15 protein-coding genes are annotated in these 19418 nt (G+C 65.3%); 7 read left to right on the top strand and 8 right to left on the bottom strand.

Going from position 1 to position 19418, the window contains the following annotated elements:
* Positions 1–33: 33 nt before the first annotated feature.
* From MHM97_RS14420 to MHM97_RS14430, 3 genes are all read right to left on the bottom strand, one after another.
* Complete coding sequence (locus MHM97_RS14420; protein WP_239323064.1) at positions 34–1854, bottom strand: M3 family oligoendopeptidase; 1821 nt, start codon at positions 1852–1854, stop codon at positions 34–36.
* A gap of 446 nt (positions 1855–2300) precedes the next feature.
* Positions 2301–3260 (bottom strand): alpha/beta hydrolase, encoded by a 960-nt coding sequence (locus MHM97_RS14425; protein ID WP_239323065.1) that lies wholly within the window; start codon positions 3258–3260, stop codon positions 2301–2303.
* A 32-nt stretch (positions 3261–3292) separates the two neighbouring features.
* Positions 3293–3580: an SCP2 sterol-binding domain-containing protein gene (locus MHM97_RS14430; protein WP_239323066.1), complete on the bottom strand. Its 288-nt coding sequence runs from the start codon at positions 3578–3580 to the stop codon at positions 3293–3295.
* 100 nt (positions 3581–3680) lie between these two features.
* On the opposite strand from MHM97_RS14430, the gene MHM97_RS14435 reads away from it, so the two are divergent.
* The 5 genes from MHM97_RS14435 to MHM97_RS14455 all read left to right on the top strand — a co-directional run bounded on the left by MHM97_RS14435 (position 3681) and on the right by MHM97_RS14455 (position 8898).
* A complete protein-coding gene (locus tag MHM97_RS14435) occupies positions 3681–4271 on the top strand; it encodes a tetratricopeptide repeat protein (protein WP_239323127.1) in 591 nt (196 codons plus the stop codon).
* Positions 4272–4354: 83 nt separating this feature from the next.
* Positions 4355–7312, top strand: coding sequence for a helicase-related protein (locus tag MHM97_RS14440; RefSeq protein WP_239323067.1), 2958 nt, complete (start codon positions 4355–4357; stop codon positions 7310–7312).
* Positions 7313–7319: 7 nt separating this feature from the next.
* Positions 7320–7694 (top strand): RNA-binding S4 domain-containing protein, encoded by a 375-nt coding sequence (locus MHM97_RS14445; RefSeq protein WP_239323068.1) that lies wholly within the window; start codon positions 7320–7322, stop codon positions 7692–7694.
* A 66-nt stretch (positions 7695–7760) separates the two neighbouring features.
* Positions 7761–8099: a ferredoxin FdxA gene (gene fdxA, locus MHM97_RS14450; protein ID WP_239323069.1), complete on the top strand. Its 339-nt coding sequence runs from the start codon at positions 7761–7763 to the stop codon at positions 8097–8099.
* A 289-nt stretch (positions 8100–8388) separates the two neighbouring features.
* Positions 8389–8898 (top strand): CarD family transcriptional regulator, encoded by a 510-nt coding sequence (locus MHM97_RS14455; protein ID WP_239323070.1) that lies wholly within the window; start codon positions 8389–8391, stop codon positions 8896–8898.
* A 94-nt stretch (positions 8899–8992) separates the two neighbouring features.
* Here MHM97_RS14455 and cobS read toward each other — a convergent pair whose 3' ends face one another.
* Complete coding sequence (gene cobS, locus MHM97_RS14460) at positions 8993–9745, bottom strand: adenosylcobinamide-GDP ribazoletransferase (RefSeq protein WP_239323071.1); 753 nt, start codon at positions 9743–9745, stop codon at positions 8993–8995.
* A 101-nt stretch (positions 9746–9846) separates the two neighbouring features.
* Here cobS and cobT point away from each other — a divergent pair, with 101 nt between their 5' ends.
* Complete coding sequence (gene cobT / locus MHM97_RS14465; protein ID WP_239323072.1) at positions 9847–10857, top strand: nicotinate-nucleotide--dimethylbenzimidazole phosphoribosyltransferase; 1011 nt, start codon at positions 9847–9849, stop codon at positions 10855–10857.
* A 48-nt stretch (positions 10858–10905) separates the two neighbouring features.
* On the opposite strand, the gene MHM97_RS14470 is transcribed toward cobT, so the two are convergent.
* The 3 genes from MHM97_RS14470 to MHM97_RS14480 all read right to left on the bottom strand — a co-directional run bounded on the left by MHM97_RS14470 (position 10906) and on the right by MHM97_RS14480 (position 15127).
* A complete protein-coding gene (locus tag MHM97_RS14470) occupies positions 10906–12786 on the bottom strand; it encodes a monovalent cation:proton antiporter-2 (CPA2) family protein (protein ID WP_239323073.1) in 1881 nt (626 codons plus the stop codon).
* A gap of 601 nt (positions 12787–13387) precedes the next feature.
* The gene (locus MHM97_RS14475; protein WP_239323074.1) at positions 13388–14608 is read right to left on the bottom strand and encodes a PAS domain-containing protein; all 1221 of its coding nucleotides are present in this window, start codon (positions 14606–14608) and stop codon (positions 13388–13390) included.
* 63 nt (positions 14609–14671) lie between these two features.
* Positions 14672–15127, bottom strand: a complete 456-nt coding sequence (locus MHM97_RS14480; RefSeq protein WP_239323075.1) for an Lrp/AsnC family transcriptional regulator — start codon at positions 15125–15127, stop codon at positions 14672–14674.
* A gap of 138 nt (positions 15128–15265) precedes the next feature.
* Between MHM97_RS14480 and hppD the strand changes: the two genes are divergently transcribed.
* Positions 15266–16366 (top strand): 4-hydroxyphenylpyruvate dioxygenase, encoded by a 1101-nt coding sequence (gene hppD / locus MHM97_RS14485; protein WP_239323076.1) that lies wholly within the window; start codon positions 15266–15268, stop codon positions 16364–16366.
* Positions 16367–16498: 132 nt separating this feature from the next.
* Here hppD and MHM97_RS14490 read toward each other — a convergent pair whose 3' ends face one another.
* Positions 16499–19354, bottom strand: a complete 2856-nt coding sequence (locus MHM97_RS14490) for a hypothetical protein (RefSeq protein WP_239323077.1) — start codon at positions 19352–19354, stop codon at positions 16499–16501.
* Positions 19355–19418: the final 64 nt, after the last annotated feature.

The following is a 19418-nucleotide window of genomic DNA, read 5'->3' on the forward strand; positions in this document are numbered from 1 at the left end:
TGCGCCAGGAGGTGACGCCTGCGCCGAAGGCCGTCAGTCCTCCATCGCTTCCAGCTCGTCGATGAGGCCGGAGATCATCGACAGGCCCTTGTCCCAGAATTTGGGGTCGGAGGCGTCCAGGCCAAAGGGCGCCAGCAGCTCCTTGTGGTGCTTGGAGCCCCCGGCCTTGAGCATGTCGAAATACTTGTCCTCAAACCCTTCGGCGCCCTCGGCGTAGACCGAATAGAGCGCATTCACCAAGCCGTCGCCAAAGGCATAGGCATAGACGTAGAAGGGCGAATGCACGAAATGCGGGATATAGGCCCAGAAGGTCTCGTAGCCCTCCATGAAGTCGAACGCGTCGCCCAGGGATTCCGCCTGAACGCTCATCCACAGGGCGTTGATGTCCTCGGGAGTCAATTCGCCCTCGGCGCGGGCGGCGTGCAGTTTGCATTCAAAGTCGTAAAAGGCGATCTGGCGCACAACCGTGTTGATCATGTCCTCGACCTTGCCGGCGAGCAGCACCTTGCGCTCTTCCTTGGTTGCGGCCTTCTCCAGCATCTTGCGGAAGGTGAGCATCTCGCCAAAGACAGACGCGGTTTCCGCCAGCGTCAGCGGTGTCGACGACAGCATTTCGCCCTGATCGGCGGCCAGCACCTGATGCACGCCGTGGCCCAGCTCATGCGCCAGTGTCATCACGTCGCGCGGCTTGCCGAGGTAGTTCAGCATCACATAGGGGTGCACATTGGTGACGGTCGGGTGGGCAAAGGCACCGGGGGCTTTGCCGGGTTTCACGCCCGCGTCGATCCAGCCTTTGTCAAAGAAGGGCTGTGCCAGCTCGCCCATGCGCGGATCAAAGGCCTCGTAGGCTTCCATCACCGTGGCGCGGGCCTCGTCCCAGTCGACAATGCGGGTGGTTTCCATCGGCAAGGGCGCGTTGCGGTCCCAGACCTGCATGCGGTCCAGACCAAGCCATTTGCGCTTCAACTCGTAATAGCGGTGGCTGAGCTTGGGGTAGGCGGCCACGACCGCCTCGCGCAGGGCCTCGACCACCTCGGGTTCGACGTCGTTCGACAGGTGGCGGCCCATCTGCGGGCTGGGCATGCCGCGCCAGCGGTCGATGATCTCTTTCTCCTTGGCCTGCGTGTTGTGCACGCGGGCAAAGATCTTGATGTTGTCGGCAAAGACGCGGGCGAGTTCGCGCGCGGCCGCCTCACGCTTGCTGCGGTCCTGTTCGGTCAGGAAGTTGAGCGTCGCCTCGATGCCCAGTTCCTCGCCGTCGATTTCAAACGTCAGCCCGGCGATGGTCTCGTCAAAGAGTTTTTCCCAGGCGTCGCCAACGATGCCGAGGTCATGCATGAACCGTTCCAGCTCGTCGGAGAGCTGATAGGGTTTCATGGCGCGGATGCGGTCGAACACCGGCTTGTAGCGGGCGAGGTCGGCATTGGCGGCAAACAGCGCGTCCAGGGTCGCATCCTCGATCCGGTTGATCTCCAGCGTGAAGAACACCAGCGGCGTGGTGAAGACGGTGACCTTTTCCTGTAGATCGGAGAGGAACTTGGCGCGGCCCGCATCTGTGGTCAGCTGGTAATAGCGCAGGCCCGCATAGGACATGATGCGCCCGGCGATATTGTTGATCTTCTCGTTGCGCAGCACGCAGTCGAGCAGCCCCTGGGCGTCCAGGTCGGCCAGTTTGCCCTCGTAATCGGCGGCAAAGGCGGCGCATTCCTGTTGCAGCCAGTCGAGGTCGCGGCTCAGCTCGGGGGCGTCTTCCGCGGCGTAGAGATCGGTGAGATCCCACTCCGGCAGCGGTCCCAGATCATCCGATCCGGATGAGGCATTGGCGTCGTGCACGGGGAAGGGGAGTTGGAACATGGGACCTCCGTCAGATGTCTGGTCGCGCCCGGGGCCGCTAGGACCTGCGAAAGGCAGGGGCGTGCGGCGCCGGGCGCGGGATTTGGTTCTCAACGACACTTAGGTCGCCGCTCCCGCAGGCACAAGCGCAGAGCAGGGATCGGGCGGAGAAACCGCCGCGCAAACCTGTGCCGGGAGGCGGTTCAGGGCAGGATTGGGCCGGGGCCAGTTTGGGACCGGATTGCGGTCCGGGCGGGGACATCCCGGGGACGGGGATGAGCCAGGGATGAACGGAGGCGACAGGTGTTTCGCTTCGGGCTGCGCCCGAAGCGACCCGCGCCGCGTGCCCATCGGGCACGCGGCGCGCGGCCCAACGCCTCGATGGGGCCGCGAGGCCACAAGAGGGGGCGGGAGGGCCCCCGTCTTAACGCATCAGAGGAAACGGGTATTGACGTGCGGTCGGGAGATCAGCGCGCGGCGCGCATATGGGCCACGATCTGGTCGAGCACCCGGGTGCGAACCGCGGGACGCTCCATCAGGATCTCGTGCTGGGCCTCCGCCACCAGCTCCAGCCGTCCGCCGGGCCAGCGCGCCATGCGCTCATGGATCGGGCCGGTCGCCACGATCTGTTCGCTGTCGCCGAGGAAGGTGAGGCAGGGCAGATCCGGCGAGGGCGCCTGCGCGAGGGCGGCGCATTCCAGCATCGCCGCGCCCAGCCACTGGACGGTCGGGCCGCCCAGCACCAGGTCCGGCTGGCGTTCCATCTGCATCTGGAGAAAGGCATACATCTGCGGATCATTGGTCAGCGTATTGCCGGCGAAGGGGGTGACCTGCACATATTGCTCGATCGTGGTGGTCGGCACCAGCCGGTGGTTGAGCCCCATGTGGCGGCCAAAACGCGTCAACGCATAGGCCAGCGGGCGCAGCGCAACGGGGATCCGGATGCCCCACATGGGCGCGGTGAAGATGCAGCTGGCCACGTCCAGCCCGTCCATCAGCGCGCGCAGGCCGATCGCCCCGCCCATCGAATGGCCAAGCAGGTGCCAGGGGCGGGGCAGGTCCAGGGCCGCGGCATGGGCCAGGAGCGCCGCCATATCCTGCTGGAATTCGTCGAAATGCCCCACATGCCCCAACCGGCGGTCCGACAGGGCCCGATCTGCCAGCCCCTGACCGCGCCAGTCCACCGCCAGTACCGCATAGCCACGCGCGGTCATGTCGGCGGCAAAGGGGCCGTATTTCTCGATATATTCGGTGCGGCCGGGGCAGAGCAGCAGGGTGCCCTCAGCGGCGCCCGCCGCCGGGCCCACGGGCCGCCAATGGCCCGCGCGGATGCGCAGGCCATCGCCTGTGGTCAGCCAATGCGCCTGTGCCTCTGCCGGGCCCTGCGCGATATCGGCGAAATAGGGCGCGGGGGAGGCTGGGGCCATCGGCTGATCCTTCATCGCGATCAGACCCGCGATCAGGCCAGAGCCTGGGCCAGCTGCATCGCCACGCCCATGTCGCCGTCGATGGTCAGCTTGCCGCCCATGAAGGCCGCGGTTGGGTTCAGCTCGCCCGAGAGGATCTCCTGAAAGGTCTCCGCATCGGCGGTCATGGTGACATCGGCCTCTTCGTCGCCGACGCGGGCGCCGTTGGAGTCGAGCATGATGGCGCCCATGCCGGTGATTTCGAACTTGGCGGAGCTGTCGAAGCCGCCGTCCATCTTTTCGTTCAGCGTTGCTGCTGCCTGTTCCAGGGTGTCGCTCATGTCGTCTTTCCTAACTGGGGCTCTGCGCATCCTGCACAAAACTGTGAAGCTTTTGTTCCGGGTACTGGATTTTGCACCCTTTGCCGTTACCTTTCCAGTTATGGGCAGAACTTGCGCGAATCTCAAAGCTATCGTGGCGGCAATCTCGCTGGCCGTCATCCCCTCATTGCCGACCGCGATCTCGGCGCAGGAGGCGGCGGCTGTCAACCTCTCGGATCTGGGCGAGGGGGATCTGCTGACGCGGCTACAAGAGGCGGATCCGGCGGATGCCGCGGCATTGGACCGCGAGTTGCAGGCGCTCTGGAGCCGCAGCGGATCGCCGGCGATGGATCTGCTGCTGCGCCGGGGGCGGGACGCGATGGCACGCGGCGAGTGGCGCCTGGCGATCGAACATCTGACCGCGCTGACGGATCACGCGCCGGAGTTTGCCGAGGGCTGGTCGGAACGGGCGCGGGCCTTTTTCAATGCCGAGCGGTTCGGACCGGCGGTGGCCGATCTGGAGCGCGCCCTGGCGTTGAACCCGAATGACTACAATGCGATCTTTGGCCTCGGCCAGGTGTTTGAATATTTCGGCGACCCGGACCGGGCCTATGACGCCTATCAACGCGCCAAGGCTATACATCCGCATCATGAGGAAGTAACCAAGGCGCTGGATCGCCTGTCTGCCGAGGTGGAGGGCCGCGCGCTCTGAGCCGGCCGCACCGGGCGAATCCCTGAAATGGAACCCCTGACGCCGTCGCGTGAAACGGAGCAGGGCGCGTGGAGATAGATGCAATGACCTCTGCATCCCGGGTCATGGCCGTGCTCGGCCCGACCAATACAGGCAAAACCCACTACGCGATCGAACGCATGCTTGGCTATCGGACCGGGATCATGGGGTTCCCGCTGCGCCTGCTGGCGCGCGAGGTCTATGACAAGATCGTCAAGGCACGCGGCCCGTCGGTGGTGGCGCTGGTCACCGGCGAGGAGCGCATCGTGCCGCCGCGGGCGCAGTACTGGATCTGCACCGTGGAGGCGATGCCCGAGGGCATGGGCTGCGACTTTCTGGCGATCGACGAGATCCAGCTCTGTGCCGATCCGGAGCGGGGCCATGTCTTTACCGACCGGCTGCTGCGGGCGCGCGGCACCCGGGAGACGCTGTTTCTGGGCGCGGACACCATGCGCGGGTCGATTGCGGCGCTGGTGCCGGGGGTCGAATTCGTGCGGCGCGAGCGGATGTCGGATCTGGTCTATGCCGGATCGAAAAAGATCAGCCGGATGCCGCCGCGCACCGCGATTGTCGGCTTCAGCGTCGACAACGTCTATGCCATCGCCGAGCTGATCCGCCGTCAGAAGGGCGGCGCGGCGGTGGTGATGGGGGCGCTCAGCCCGCGCACCCGCAACGCCCAGGTGGCGCTCTATCAGAATGGCGAGGTGGACTATCTGGTGGCCACCGATGCGATCGGCATGGGGCTGAACCTCGATATCGACCACGTGGCGTTTTCCTCGACCTCGAAATTCGACGGGCGCCGGATGCGCGAGCTGGCACCGAACGAGCTGGCACAGATCGCCGGCCGCGCGGGCCGGGGCATGAGCCACGGCAGCTTTGGCGTCACCGGTGATGCCCGGCCACTGGACGAGGGCGTCGCGCAGGCGATCATGGATCACCGGTTCACGCCGCTGAAAAAGCTGAACTGGCGCTCGGCGGATCTGCGGTTCGGCTCGATCGACGCGCTGATCCGGTCGCTCGAATCAAGCCCGGACCACGAGGTGCTGATGAAGGCGCGCGAGGCCGATGACCTGATGGCGCTGCGCAGCCTGGCGCAGGATGCGACAATCCGCGACAGGGCCGCGGATGCGCCCTCGGTGCGGCTGTTGTGGGATGTGTGCCGTATTCCCGACTTTCGCGGCATCAGCCATGCGGAGCATTCCTCTTTGCTCAGCGGCATTTTCGGCTATCTTCACGACGGGGGTGTGGTGCCGGATGAGTGGTTCGCGCGGCAGATTCGCCGGATTGACCGTACGGAAGGCGATATTGACACATTGTCGAAACGCTTGGCGTTTATCCGCACATGGACCTATGTGGCGCAGCGAAACGGTTGGCTGCGTGACGAAAGTCATTGGCGGGAGGAAACCCGCACTGTAGAAGACAGGTTGTCCGACGCCCTGCATATGCGTCTGACGCAACGATTTGTGGACCGGCGCACATCTGTTTTGATGCGCCGGCTCAAACAGAAGGAGGCCCTTTTGGCCGAAGTAAATGACCAGGGTGAAGTGACCGTCGAAGGCGAATTCGTCGGTAAACTCGAAGGGTTCCGGTTCTCGCCGGACAAGACCGCGCAGGGCGCAGAGGCCAAGGCGCTGAAGTCGGCGTCCTTGCAGGCACTGGCGCCGCAGTATCACTTGCGCGCGGATCGCTTCTACAACGCACCCGATACCGAAATTGATTTCACCGATCAGGGCGGCCTGATGTGGGGCGAGCATGCGGTCGGCAAACTGGTTGCCGGTGCGGATGCGCTGTCCCCGCAGATCGAGGTTTTTGTCGATGATGCGGCCGGGGCGGATGTGGCCCAGAAGGTCGAGCGCCGCCTGCAGCATTTCATCTCGCGCAAGATCCAGGCCCTGTTCGAGCCGCTGATCAACCTGCAAAAGGACGAGGCGCTGACCGGGCTGGCCCGGGGCTTTGCCTTCCGCATGGTGGAGGCGCTGGGCGTGCTGCCGCGCGCCGGTGTGGCGCAGGAAGTGAAAGACCTGGACCAGGATGCCCGTGGCGCCTTGCGCAAGCATGGCATCCGTTTTGGCCAGTTCACCATCTTCATGCCGCTGCTGCTGAAGCCCGCGCCGACCCGCCTGCGTCTGCTGTTGTGGTCGCTGGCCAACGGGTTGCAGGAATTCCCCGAAGCGCCGCCGCCGGGTCTGGTGACGGTGCCGTCGATGCCGGAAGCGCCCGAAGGCTATGACACCATGGCCGGGTATCGCGCCGCAGGCCAGCGGATGATCCGCATCGACATGCTGGAGCGTCTGGCGGATCTGCTGCGCGCCGAAGACAGCCGCGGCGGCTTTGAGGCCAAGCCCGACATGCTGTCGATCACCGGCATGACGCTGGAGCAATTCGCCGACCTAATGCAGGGGCTCGGCTACCGCGCCGAAAAAGGCGAGCGCACCAAGGTCAAGCCCGTCGACAGCGTGGTGACCGATGGCGCAACGCCTGCGGCGGATCAGCCGGTGATGGATGCAGCGGCAGAGGCCGAGGCGACACCGGCAGCAGTCCCCGCTGAGGAGGCGACGCCCGACACCCCCGCCGATGTGCCCGAAGGCACCGACGCGATTGCCGACGAAGGGGTTGCCCCCGTCGCCGCAGAGCCGTCCGACGAGGCCGTGGCAGAGCCGATCGCCGCCACCTCCGAGGCGGAAACGCCGGTGGGTGCGGCCGCGGATGCGGCTGTCGAGGAACCCGAGATCGAGGTGTTCTATACCTTTACCTGGGGGCGCACCCCGCGTCAGGGCGGCAATCAACGCGGCCAGCGCCGTGGCGAAGGCCGGGGTCCCAAGGCCGAGGGTGCAGGACGTGGTAAGCCGCGCGCAGGTGGCAAGCCGCAGGGTAAACCCGGTGGCAAGAAGGGCGGTCGTCCGGATCGCGGTGGCGACAAGGGCGGCAAGACCTATTCCGCGCGCCCACCCAAGAAGGAAAAGCAGATCGACCCTGACAACCCCTTTGCAGCGGCGCTGATGGGGCTGAAACAGGACGACTGATGGCGGCATGACGGAACGCGCGGACAAGCTCCGGATCGACAAATGGCTGTGGCATGCGCGGTTCTTCAAGACGCGCTCGCTGGCGGCCAAGCAGGTCGGGGCGGGGCATGTCCGCGTGAATGGCGCCAAGATCGCAAAACCGGCGCAGACCGTCTCTGTCGGGGACGTTCTGACCTTTTCCCAGGGGCATCAGGTGCGTGTCGTGCGCATCACCGCGCTGTCGGATCGGCGCGGCCCCGCCACCGAGGCGCAGACGCTGTACTTTGATATGACGGAGAAGCAGGACAAACCGCCTGCCAATCCGAAATACGAAGGAAAAGGTCGTCCGGATAAGAAAGAGCGCAGGGCGCTTGGTCTTACTCGCATGTGGGAGGGCCATTGACGGCTTGAAGCGCGGGCTCTTGTGGAATAGCTAAACCCAAGACACTGGAACGGGACCCAAGCCAAGATGACCTACGTCGTTACGGACAATTGTATTGCCTGCAAGTACACCGATTGCGTCGAGGTATGCCCGGTTGACTGTTTCTACGAGGGTGAGAACACATTGGTGATCCACCCCGATGAATGCATCGACTGTGGCGTATGCGAACCAGAATGCCCCGCCGACGCGATCCGTCCGGACACCGAACCGGATATGGACAAATGGGTGGAGTTCAACCGGAAGTATGCCGAGCTGTGGCCGGTCATCGTCTCCAAGAAAGACCCGATGCCGGGTCACGAGGAGCGGGATGGCGAGGAAGGCAAGCTGGAGAAATACTTCTCCGAAGCCCCCGGCGAGGGCGGCTGACCCCGCCGTGTTCCACGGCAGAATCGCGCCGGACGGCGTGAAACATGGATGCATGGCCGATATTCACGTGCCCTTCCGCTTTCGGAGGGCGCGTTTTTGTGCTATATTCAACGGATGTAATGAAATACGTAGATTGCCGCCTGCCGTGACGGCCGCGTGATTCGCGGCTTTCTTGGTGGGCTTTCTGCGCCAATCCTGTATCCGGCGGACATGACGCATGTTCCGTGCTGGTGGTTTTTGGCGTGGCCAAGTCGGCATGGTTGCCGTGTCATCGCGAGGAAAGACCTGTATGACCAAATCGAAGAAGCTCGAGTTCCGCCCCAACGACTATGTTGTCTATCCGGCCCATGGTGTCGGACAGATCATCTCGATCGAGGAGCAGGAAGTAGCCGGCCACAAGCTGGAGCTATTCGTGATCACCTTTGAAAAAGACAAGATGACCCTGCGGGTGCCGACCCACAAGGCGCTGGATATCGGCATGCGCTCGCTGTCCTCGCCGGATGTGATCGACCAGGCGATGAAGACGCTGAAGGGCAAGGCCAAGGTCAAGCGCGCGATGTGGTCGCGCCGCGCCCAGGAATACGAACAGAAGATCAATTCCGGAGATCTGATCTCCATCGCCGAAGTGGTGCGCGACCTGCACCGCACCGACGACCAGCGCGAGCAGAGCTATTCCGAACGTCAGCTTTATGAAGCCGCGCTGGAGCGCCTGACCCGTGAAGTGGCGGCGGTCTCCGGTGGGGACGAGATCTCTGCGGCCAAGCAGGTTGACGAGGTGCTGACCTCCCGCGCGGCCTGAGACGCGCCGACAGTTCAAATGCAAAGGGCCGTCCCCTGTGGACGGTCTTTTTGTGTTTGGGGGTGATGGTCCCTATCGCTGGTGGTCCCTGCCGCTAGAGCAGGGCGAGCAGGCTAAGACCGGCGGCGATTTCGCTGATCTGCTGGGTGGCGCCAAGGATGTCGCCGGTCTGGCCGCCGATCTTGGCCCGCGCAAGCGCGCGCAACCCGGCGACCACCGGGATCAACACCAGTGCAGCAAGGAGCATCGGCGCGCCGAGGCTCAGCAGGCCAAGCAGGAGCGCCAGCGCACCCCCCAGCAGCACCGCCCCCCAGGTGGGGCGTCCGACCGATTGAGACAGACCGCTGCCGCGGGCGTTGGGCAGGCTTGTCATCAGCACCGGCATGGTTGCGCGGCTCAGCACCGCCAGGGCCACCGGGGCCCAGATCATCCCCGCCGCCAACAGCGCGCTGAGCGTGAGCCAGCGCAGCCCGAGGCTCAGCACCAGCGCCAGCACACCATAGGTGCCGATCTGGCTGTCCTTCATGATCTCCAGCCGCCGGCTGCGGTCGAACCCGCCCCAGAGACCATCGGCGCTGTCGGCCAGCCCGTCTTCATGCATGGCGCCGGTCACTAGGATCTGCACCACTAGGGCCAGCCCCGCGGCCACGGCCGGGGGCCAGACCGCCAGCGCCGCCATCGCGATCACAGTCGCCAGCCCGCCGACCACCAGCCCCGCCAGCGGAAAGGCCCAGACCGCCCGGGACTGGCGCGCAAAGCTGTCCTTGGGCAAATGGGGCAGGGGCAGGCGGGTCAACAGCACGAGGGCCAGCACCGCGTCGATCCCCTTGATGTCGCTTTTTTGCATGTCAGTGCCTCTGGCAGGTCTTCTCGGCGCGGGATGCGCAGAGTAAACAGATCAGACACCGCTTTACCCGTGCGGTGCCCTCCGACGCAACGAGGCTTTTTATGCTGCCAGAACTGAACTCACTCGCCACTTTCCGGTCGCACCTGACCGAGGCTCCCGCCCCCGATGCCGCGGCGCGCGCCGGTTGTGAGGCCCGCAACGGCCAGTTGACCAAGCCGCCGGGCGCATTGGGGCAGCTGGAGGAGGTGGCGATCTGGTATGGCAGCTGGCGCGGCACCAACCGGCCGCAGATCACCGCGCCGCAGGTGATCGTCTTTGCCGGCAATCACGGGGTTACGGCTCGGGGTGTGTCTGCCTTCCCGTCCGAGGTCACCGTGCAGATGGTGGCGAATTTCAAGGCCGGGGGCGCCGCGATCAACCAGCTGGCGCGGCTGGCGGGGGCGCGCATGGATGTGCATGCGCTGGATCTCGACCACCCGACCGGTGATTTCACCTCCGGTCCGGCGATGAGCGAGGCAGAGCTGCTGGCGGCGTTGCAGACCGGGTGGAACGCGGTCGATCCGCAGGCGGATCTGCTGGTGGTGGGCGAGATGGGTATCGGCAATACCACCTCGGCGGCGGCGATATGTCATGCGCTGTACGGGGGGGCTGCGGGCGATTGGACCGGGCGCGGCACCGGCGTCGATGACGCGGGTCTCGAACTCAAGACGCAAGTGGTCGCCGAAGGCGTGGCGCTGCACCCTGTCACGGACGGGCTGGAGGTGCTCGGCCGGCTTGGCGGGCGCGAGGTCGCGGCCATGGCCGGTGCGATCGCGGCCGCCCGGGTGCTGCGCATTCCGGTGATCCTCGACGGGTTTATCTGCTGCGCCGCGGCAGCCTGTCTGGCGCAGATCGCGGATGGCGCGCTCGATCATGCCATCGCCGGTCATCAGAGCGCCGAAAGCGCCCATGCCAGCCTTCTGGACCGGTTGGGCAAGACGCCGCTCCTGTCGCTGGGGCTGCGGCTGGGCGAGGGCTCCGGCGCGGCGCTGGCGATACAGGTGCTGAAGGGCGCGGTTGCCTGCCACAGCGGCATGGCCACCTTTGCCGAGGCCGGTGTCGCCGACGGTTGAGACCGGCCCCGGCCGGGACCGGGGCAGGGAGACACCAAGGCCGCAGGGTCAGGCCGATTTCTTGACGTGGTCTTCGGCCAGCGACAACAGCGCGGTTTCGAGATCCTTTTCCAGCTCGCGCGCCCGTTTGATATAGGCGGGGTTCTCACTGGCGGGCGTGCCGGGGATCCAATGCGCGGCCAGTTCCCGCACGGTGTGGCGGTCATGGGCGTAGAAGGTCTGCTCCGCCTGCGCCGCCTCGTAGTCGCTGAGGCCGATGTTCTCCAGCACATAGCGCCCGGCCCGGAGCGAGCTGTCGAACATCTCGCGCACGATGTCATCCGCGCCCGCCTTGTAGAGTTCGAAGGCGTGATTGCGGTCATAGGCGCGGGCGACGATATGCACCTCGGGGAACTGGCGCTTGGCATAGGCCACCAGTTTGGTGGCGTTCTCCTGATCGTCCAGCGCCACCACCAGGACCTTTGCCTTGGCGATGCCGGCGGCCTTCAGAAGCTCGGGCCGGGTGGGATCGCCGAGGAAGCTCTTGACCCCGAAGCGGCGCATCAGCTGCACCGCCTTCATATCGCTGTCCAGCAGCACGGTCTTGAACCCGCTGGCGTTGACCAGGCGATGCACGATCTGACCAAAGCGGCCGATTCCGGCGATGATCACGGTGCCTTCCTCGTCGATCTCGTCCGGGGTGTGCTCCACATGGGCCTCCGCCATCCGTTTGGACAGGATCTCGTAGAGGATGAAGAGCAGCGGGGTGATCAGCATCGACAGCGCGATCACCAAGAGCAGTTTCTCCGACAGATCCGGCGTGATGACGTTGAGTTGCAGCGAGAAGGCCAGCAGCACAAAGCCGAATTCACCGGCCTGGGCCAGACCCAGGGTGAACAGCCAGTGATTGCGCCCCTTGAGGCCAAAGGCCTTGCCGACGAAATAGAGCACCGTGCCCTTGGCCAGGATCACCAGCACTGCCAGACCGATGACATCGCCGGGTTCGGCCAGGAACAGCCGGTAGTTGATGCCCGCGCCGACGGTGATGAAGAACAGCCCCAGCAACAGCCCTTTGAAGGGTTCAAGGTCGCTTTCCAGTTCGTGGCGGAATTCGCTGTTGGCCAGAACCACCCCGGCGAGAAAGGCGCCAAGCGCGGGGGAAAGCCCCACCAGCGTCATCAGAAAGGAGATCCCCACCACGATCAGCAGCGCCAGCGCCGTGTACATCTCGCGCAGGTTGGAGGCATGGATGAAGCGGAACACCGGTCGGCTGAGGTAGACCCCGGCCAGGATCACAAAGGCGATGGCCCCGATGGTCATCAGGGTCACGGCCCAGCCCGGCAGGCCTTCGACCAGGGAGAGCGAGTGATGCCCCGCCCCATGCGCCGCGTCCTCGCCGACCTGGATCGAGCCGTCATGAGACAGGCTCGCCGGGGCGTGGGAGGCCAGCAGCGGCAGCAGCGCCAGGATCGGGATCACCGCGATGTCCTGGGTCAGCAGAACCGAAAAGGTCGCGCGCCCGCCGCCGGTTCCGGTGAGCCCCTTTTCCGTCAGGGTTTGCAGTACGATCGCGGTGGAGGACAGCGACAGCGCCAGTCCGACCGCCAGCCCCACCTGCCAGCCGTGGCCAAACCCGATGGCGGCGGCGGCGAGCAGCGCGGTGGAGGCGAGGATCTGCAATCCGCCGAGCCCGATCAGATGGTGTCGCATCGCCCAGAGCGCGCGCGGTTCCAGTTCCAGACCGATCAGGAACAGCATCATGACGACGCCGAACTCTGCAAAATGCTGCAACTCGGCGGTTTCGGAGCCGACCAGCCCAAAGACCGGTCCGATCAGGATGCCGGCGGCGAGATAGCCGAGCACCGAGCCCAGACCAAGGCGGGCCGCGATCGGCACTGCAATCACCGCGGCGGCGAGATAAATCGAAGCTTGAGAAAGAAAACTGTCCATGGGGTGATATTGCCAGCAAATGATGACCTGGCAAAGACATAGGGGAGTTGTTTGTCGATTCCGATGACCGGTGTGGAAAAATCTGCCGCGTGGCGCAGCCGCTGCGCGCAAGTGGGGGCAAGGCGAGGGGGGGCAGGGTGAGGGGGCAAGGGCGCGGCTGGGCGATTGCCGCCCCGCCCGGGATCGCCCGCAGGATCGCAACACCCCTCTCGGAACCGTTTGGCCGGGACCGTGCGCAGGCTGGCCCAATGAGCTGTGGTGCAGGTCCGGCGGGTGTCGGCCCGATCGGCGGGATCAAGGATGTGGCGCGTGTGACACGAGATTGGCCTTGCCTGACGTCTGTGTCCGAGCGTTGGTGGGCGTGTGGGACCGCCCCCGCCGGTGTGGTCGGGCGATCTGTGTCTTCGCCCGCCTGCCGCAGCCGTGAGCGCACCCGCAGCCCCGTATGTTTACGCGCCTTTTGCCGGTGCTTAGCTTCGGTCGCCGCCAATGTCCTCGGATTGCTGTCGTCGGAGCAGCAGCAGCACGGAGAGTGGTGCGTCGCGGCAGCGCGCATGAGGCGACAGGCCGCGACAGGGTTTGGGGCGTCGAGGGCCTGTCTCTAGGTTTCGAGGGAGCGGATTTCCTCGCCCAGCTTTGCGATATGTTCCAGACGTTCCGAGATACGCTCCTGGAAGGCGCCGAGCTGGTCGATGATGTCGGCCAGGGTTTCGCCGGAGGAGGGCAGCCGGGCGCTTTCGATCTTGCACAGGACCCGGGTCGAGCTGAGGCCGAGGAAATGCCGGTGCATCACCTGGCAGGCGTTGATGATTCGCACCGCTTCGATGTCCACCTCGGCCATGCCCTTGCTGGCATAGCCGGATTGTTGCTCCACCAGGCGCGCCAGTTTGTCCCGTTCGCCTTCCATCTCGACCTCGCCGAGGCTGCGGCGTTCCTCCTGAAGCTGGCTGTCACATTCCATCAGGATGCGGGTCATGCCGGCGATGAACAGGCTGGAGTTGACCGAGTGTTTCACCGTCGCGAAATTGGTGTTCTCGCCCATCACGTTGCGCTCGAACCAATCGGACATCTCGCGCGACATGGCGCCATAGTTCTGCGACAGCACCGTGACCGGCCCGCCGGAGGGTTCGATCCGCGACGCGATGACCCGCAGATTGTGCGGAATGGTGTGCATGGCCTCGAAGTCCTTGACCAGGCCGTGGGTCTCATCCAGCAGTTTCTCGGCATTGCGCAGCATGGTGCGTAACTCGGAGATCTGCGGATCGGGTTTGCGCCCGAGTCCCTCGTCCCGGGAAATCAGCTCCTCGGCCAGCGCGTGGGAGGCGAAATGCTGATAATCGTCAAACCCCTTGTCATGCACCCAGTCGATCAGCATCTGGGCGCTTTCCTCGGGGGAGAGCCCGCCTTCGGTCTCTGCCTTGACCATCTTGGCATAGAGCGCCTGGATCTCATTGAACAGCTTGCTGCTGGGTTTGATCCGGGCGGAGAGGTAGCCGTCTTCGCAGGGCACGACGGTGGCGTAGACCCAGTAATGCAGCCCATCCTTGGACTTGTTCTTCACATAGGCGCCGATGGTCTTGCCGCTTTTGAGCGTGTCCCAGAACAGGTAGAACAGGCCACGCGGCGTGTCCGGGTGGCGGATCAGCTTGTGCGGGGCACCAATAATTTCGTCCCAGGAGTAATGCGCCACGCGTCGGAAGACGTAGTTACAGGCCGCGATGACACCGCGATCATCGGTCCGGGAGAAAAAGACCTCATTCAACTCGAATGGTGCTGCGCCGCTGCTGGGGCGGGTTTCAATACGACGGTCGACAAATGTCACGGGTGCGATTCCATCTGATGGTCAGTTTCATCCCACCCTAAGAGTGCAGTGGTTCACGCATCCTTAAACCGGAAGCGGACTGTCACCTTTTAACTGTGCCATCACGATTTGACTGTGCACGCGCCCGACAGCAGGGTGGGGCAGGATGATCTCATGCAACAATGTGTTCAATTCCTGAAGATCGTGACAATAGACCCGCAGCAGGTAATCCGCCTCGCCGGTCATGGTCCAGGCGGAGGTGATCTCCGGTCGGCCGGCCACAAGACGGGCAAAACTTGCCGCATTGTCCGGGCCGTGGCTGTGCAGATGCACCTGCACGAAACATTGCACCGCCAGACCCAGTTTGCCCGGATCGAGCCGTGCCACATAGCTCTGGATGATGCCGTCGCTCTCCAGCCGCTGGCGCCGCCGGCCGGCCTGGCTGGGTGACAGGTTCAGCGCCTCTCCCAACTCCTGTGCGGTGGCCTGGGCGTCCTTTTGCAGATGTGCGAGCAATTTAATGTCGATGGGGTCGAGCATGCGGGGTTTCCTTGTTTTGCACCGATATAGTGCGAAAAACGCGCGAACAATGAAAGGGCGACCTGAGAGATTGCGCAAAATATGCGCCTGAGATGCGGTATTCTGTGACAAACGCAACCCGCAACGCAGGAGATACGCATGGGACCTTTCCCCCACGACGCGCCGAAATCCGTGATCAGCGACGAGAACCCCGCCGGCACCGATGGTTTTGAATTTGTCGAGTTCGCCAGCCCCAATCCGGAAGAGCTGCGTGAGCTGTTTGCCAAGATGGGCTATGAGCTGGTCGGGCGCCACAAGACCAAGCCGGGCATCGAGCTGTGGCAGCAGGGCGATATCACCTACATCCTGAACGCCGAAAAGGGCTCCTTTGCGGAGAAATTCGTCGAGCTGCACGGCCCCTGCGCCCCGGCCATGGGCTGGCGTGTGGTGGATGCGCAGAAGGCGTTTGACCATGCGGTTGCCAAGGGGGCGGAGCCCTATGAGGGCGACGACAAGACCATGGATGTGCCCGCGATCAAGGGCATCGGCGGCTCGCTGATCTACTTCATCGACCAGTATTACGAGACCTCGCCCTACAACGCGGAATTCGAGTGGCTGAAACAGTCCAAGCCGCGCGGCGTCGGGTTCTACTACCTCGATCACCTGACCCACAACGTGTTCAAGGGCAACATGGACAAGTGGTTCAACTTCTATGGCGAGTTGTTCAACTTCAAGGAAATCCGTTTCTTTGACATCCAGGGCAAATACACCGGCCTGTTCAGCCGCGCGCTGACCTCGCCCTGTGGCCGCATCCGCATCCCGATCAACGAGGACCGCGGCGAAACCGGGCAGATCGTGGCCTATCTCAAGAAATACAACGGCGAAGGCATCCAGCATATCGCCGTGGGCGCGCGCGACATCTATGACGCGACGGACGAGATTTCCGAGCGCGGCATCCAGTTCATGCCGGCGCCGCCGGAAACCTATTACGAGATGAGCCATGACCGGGTGACAGGCCATGAAGAGCCGCTCGACCGGATGAAGAAACACGGGATCCTGATCGACGGTGAAGGTGTGGTTGACGGGGGCGAGACCCGTATCCTGTTGCAGATCTTCTCAAAAACCGTGATCGGGCCGATCTTCTTTGAGTTCATCCAGCGCAAGGGTGACGACGGCTTTGGCGAGGGCAACTTCAAGGCGTTGTTCGAGTCGATCGAGCAGGAGCAGATCAACAACGGCGAAATTGCCGCCGCGGAATAACCTGCCCGTTCGGTCCCCGAAACGACCCACCCAAAGGCAGACAAGAAAGCCGGGCGCAATGCCCGGCTTTTTCATGTGTGTCATAGGGCGTGGAGCGCGGTGTCCGGCCCTGTTGGCGCCGCGCGGTCCGGCTTAGCCGTTGGGCAGGGTCAGCGTCCTGTTGCGGCCGCTCTTTTGATATTGCAGCTGGCTGTCGCCGATGGCGACGATGCGACCACCGTCGATGCGGTCGCCGACCTTGACCTTCACGTAGCGGCCGGAGGGCAGCCGGACCAGGGCGCGGCGATCAGAGGGTTTGCCGTAGACACCGATCAGGTTCACACGGCGCAGGTTGAGTGCCCGCTGGACCGTGGCCTGTCGCGCGACAGAGGCGGAAGAGGGGATCGCCGGGGTGACCGCCGCAGGTGCTGCGGCGGCGGTTTGCCGCTGCTGCTGTTGGCGACGGGCGGCGCGATCCACGATATTGGCGAAATTGGCCGGTCGCGCCCTGGGTTGCGGCGCGCGCGCCACGGCAAGGGCGGTGGCGGGCTGGCTTTCCTGTTCTTCGGTCTTGAGGCTGGCGGGGCGGGTTTTGGGGCGTTTGGACAGCAGTTCCGCCCGCACCACACCGCCAAGCTGCGCCCGCTCGGCCTGCTCCACCAGATCACCCGGGCGGGTGCGGGGCCGGACCAGCCGCATGCGCGCGTCATGCGCGGCGGCTTGCGCCTGTTCCAACTCTCGGGCGGTGGGGCGATCCGGGGTCGGCGGCGGCACTTTGGCCGGCCGGCCGGCAAAGACCATGATGCCGTCGGGATTGAGGGTGCCATCGGGGGTGGCCGTGACCAATCCGCGGTCGTCGAGGTCGAACGTCTGCCCGGCGTCGGTCGGGCTGGAGACGGCGCCAAAGGGGCTGTCGGTCTCGATCTCGGGCTGCGCCGGCAGGGCGACCGCGTCCTGCGACAGGTCGGTATGGTCGATGGAGGCGACATAGACGTCGTCGAGGTCGATCAGTGCGGGCAGCTCTGCAATCCGGGGCACCTGCTGCCAGATCCCGGTGGCGGCATATTGCGCCGCTTGCTCCAGTGCGTCGACATCCGGCGCCAGCAGAGCGTCGTCGTCTGCGTAGCCATCCATCGCCTCGCCGGGGACAACACCATCGGCAAGCGCCTCTGGATCAAGGGACACATCGCCATCCTGTTGCGTCAGGCGGGCGGGGTCCGGCTGGCCGGTTTCCGGCGCGGACAGGTCGCGCGGAGCGGGCAGGGAGGCGATGACCAGATCCTCCCCATCAAGCGGCGCGACCTCGTCGATGACCGGCGTGCCCAGTGCTTCGAGCACCGCGGCATCGGTGACGGTCAGCGCGCCGGGCTGGTCCTGCGGCATCTGGTGCGAGACGTCGCCGAGATCCGCCTCTGAGAGCTGCCCCGGTGCCGAGGTCGCGGTGTCCGACAGGGTGGCATCCGGGCCGGGCGTCAGCGGTGCATCCGCATCAGAGAGCCCGGGCGCGGCAAAGCCCTCTGCCAGCAGCGCGGAGGTCTGCGGCTGGGCGTGGGTCAGCACCGGCGGGGCCACGGGGTCTTCGGTTTCGACCAGATCGGCGCGTTTCAGATCCGACCACAGCTCCGGCAGTTCCTGCACCACTGCCCAGGCGCCAAGCGCGGAGACCGTGGCCAGCGCCGCAGCCGCGACCCCGATCCGGACCGGGCGGGCGCGCAGCGGGTTGGCCTGGGGCATGCGTGCAATATTGCCGCCGGGCGGTGTCACCGCCTGGGCACGGGGGGCGCTGCTGTTTGCCCGTGCCTTGGGTGGCGCCGAGGTGGTATGAGCCAGAACCGGCGTCGGCAGCGCCAGGTTCGGGGCCGCGGGCAGGCTGGAGGCAGAGGCCGCAGCCGCCGCGGTTGCCTGCGCGGGTGCGGACGCCTGCACCAGAGGGGCCGCGGGCGTTGCCTCGGTTGCGGGGCCGAGCAGCAGCTTGCCCGAGGCCGCCTCTGCGGGGGCGGTTGTCGGGGCCGGCGCTGTGGGCTGGGTCTTGGTCCCGGCGGCGCGCCCGTCAGCGGCTTCTGGCGATGTCCGGCGACGGGAGCTGAACCCGATCACCGGCCCGTCTGCCGGCCCGTCTGCTGGGGCGTCGTCTGTGTCGTCTTCGGCCTGCGCTGCGGGGGCGTCAGCGGGATCCTGCGCAGCCGGAGCCGATGCACGCGCGACCGGGTCAGCCGCCTCATCGGGGGCCGCCATCGGCGGGGCCGCAGGCAGTATGATCGGGGCGGGGCCGCGCGGGGCCAGCTCGGTTTCGACGCCCTCCGCCGGATAGAGATCCGGCTCGCCTGTGTCAGTCGCGGCAGAGGTTTCCGGAGTGTCCTCCGAGTGCTGCGTTTCGGGACGCGCTCCGGTGGCACCGGCGTCGGGCGTCAGGTCGGGCGCTTCGGTCTCCGGGGCCTGAGTGTCCGGGGTCTCGGTCTCCGGGGGCTCGGCATCCAGATCGCCGATTTCGACCACGGCGATGCCATCGGGGTCGACCGTCAGCCCGCGGGCGGCGCGGCAGGTGCCGAAAAAGGGTTCCCCGAGGAAGGGATGCGCGCCGGGGACGGCGACAAAACTGACCGGGCCAAAGCCATGTTCGCTGGCAAAGCTCTCGGCTTCTTCGAGCGTTTCGATGGCCACGGCCGCGACATGTGTCTGCGTGCCCTCAGGGCTGATGTCGAAGGCCAGCTCCGTCACCTCATAGGGGGTGGCCCCTTCGAGCGCCGTGCGGGCCGCTTCGATCCGCGCGTCATGGGGCAGGTCGCCGGTCTCCACGCTGAGATAGCGGATCTGCGCATCGGGCAGGATCAGCTTGCTGTGCAGCGGCGCGTCGGTCAGGTCCTCGGCGCGGCTGCGCAGGATGGCCAGCTCGGTCACAAGGTCGTCGACCTCGGTGGAGACGGTGCCGACACGACGCCAGCCGCCCGCGCCCCGGATCAGCAGCGCGATGCTATCGAAGGAAAGTGAGAGCGCGAACTCCGGTTTCATCAAATCATCAGGGTCTTCTGTCTGCGCGCCTCGCCCCACAGGAGATACATCGTCCCGGGTGTCA

It is taken from the genome of Epibacterium sp. Ofav1-8 (assembly GCF_022348185.1).
Classification (GTDB): domain Bacteria; phylum Pseudomonadota; class Alphaproteobacteria; order Rhodobacterales; family Rhodobacteraceae; genus Epibacterium.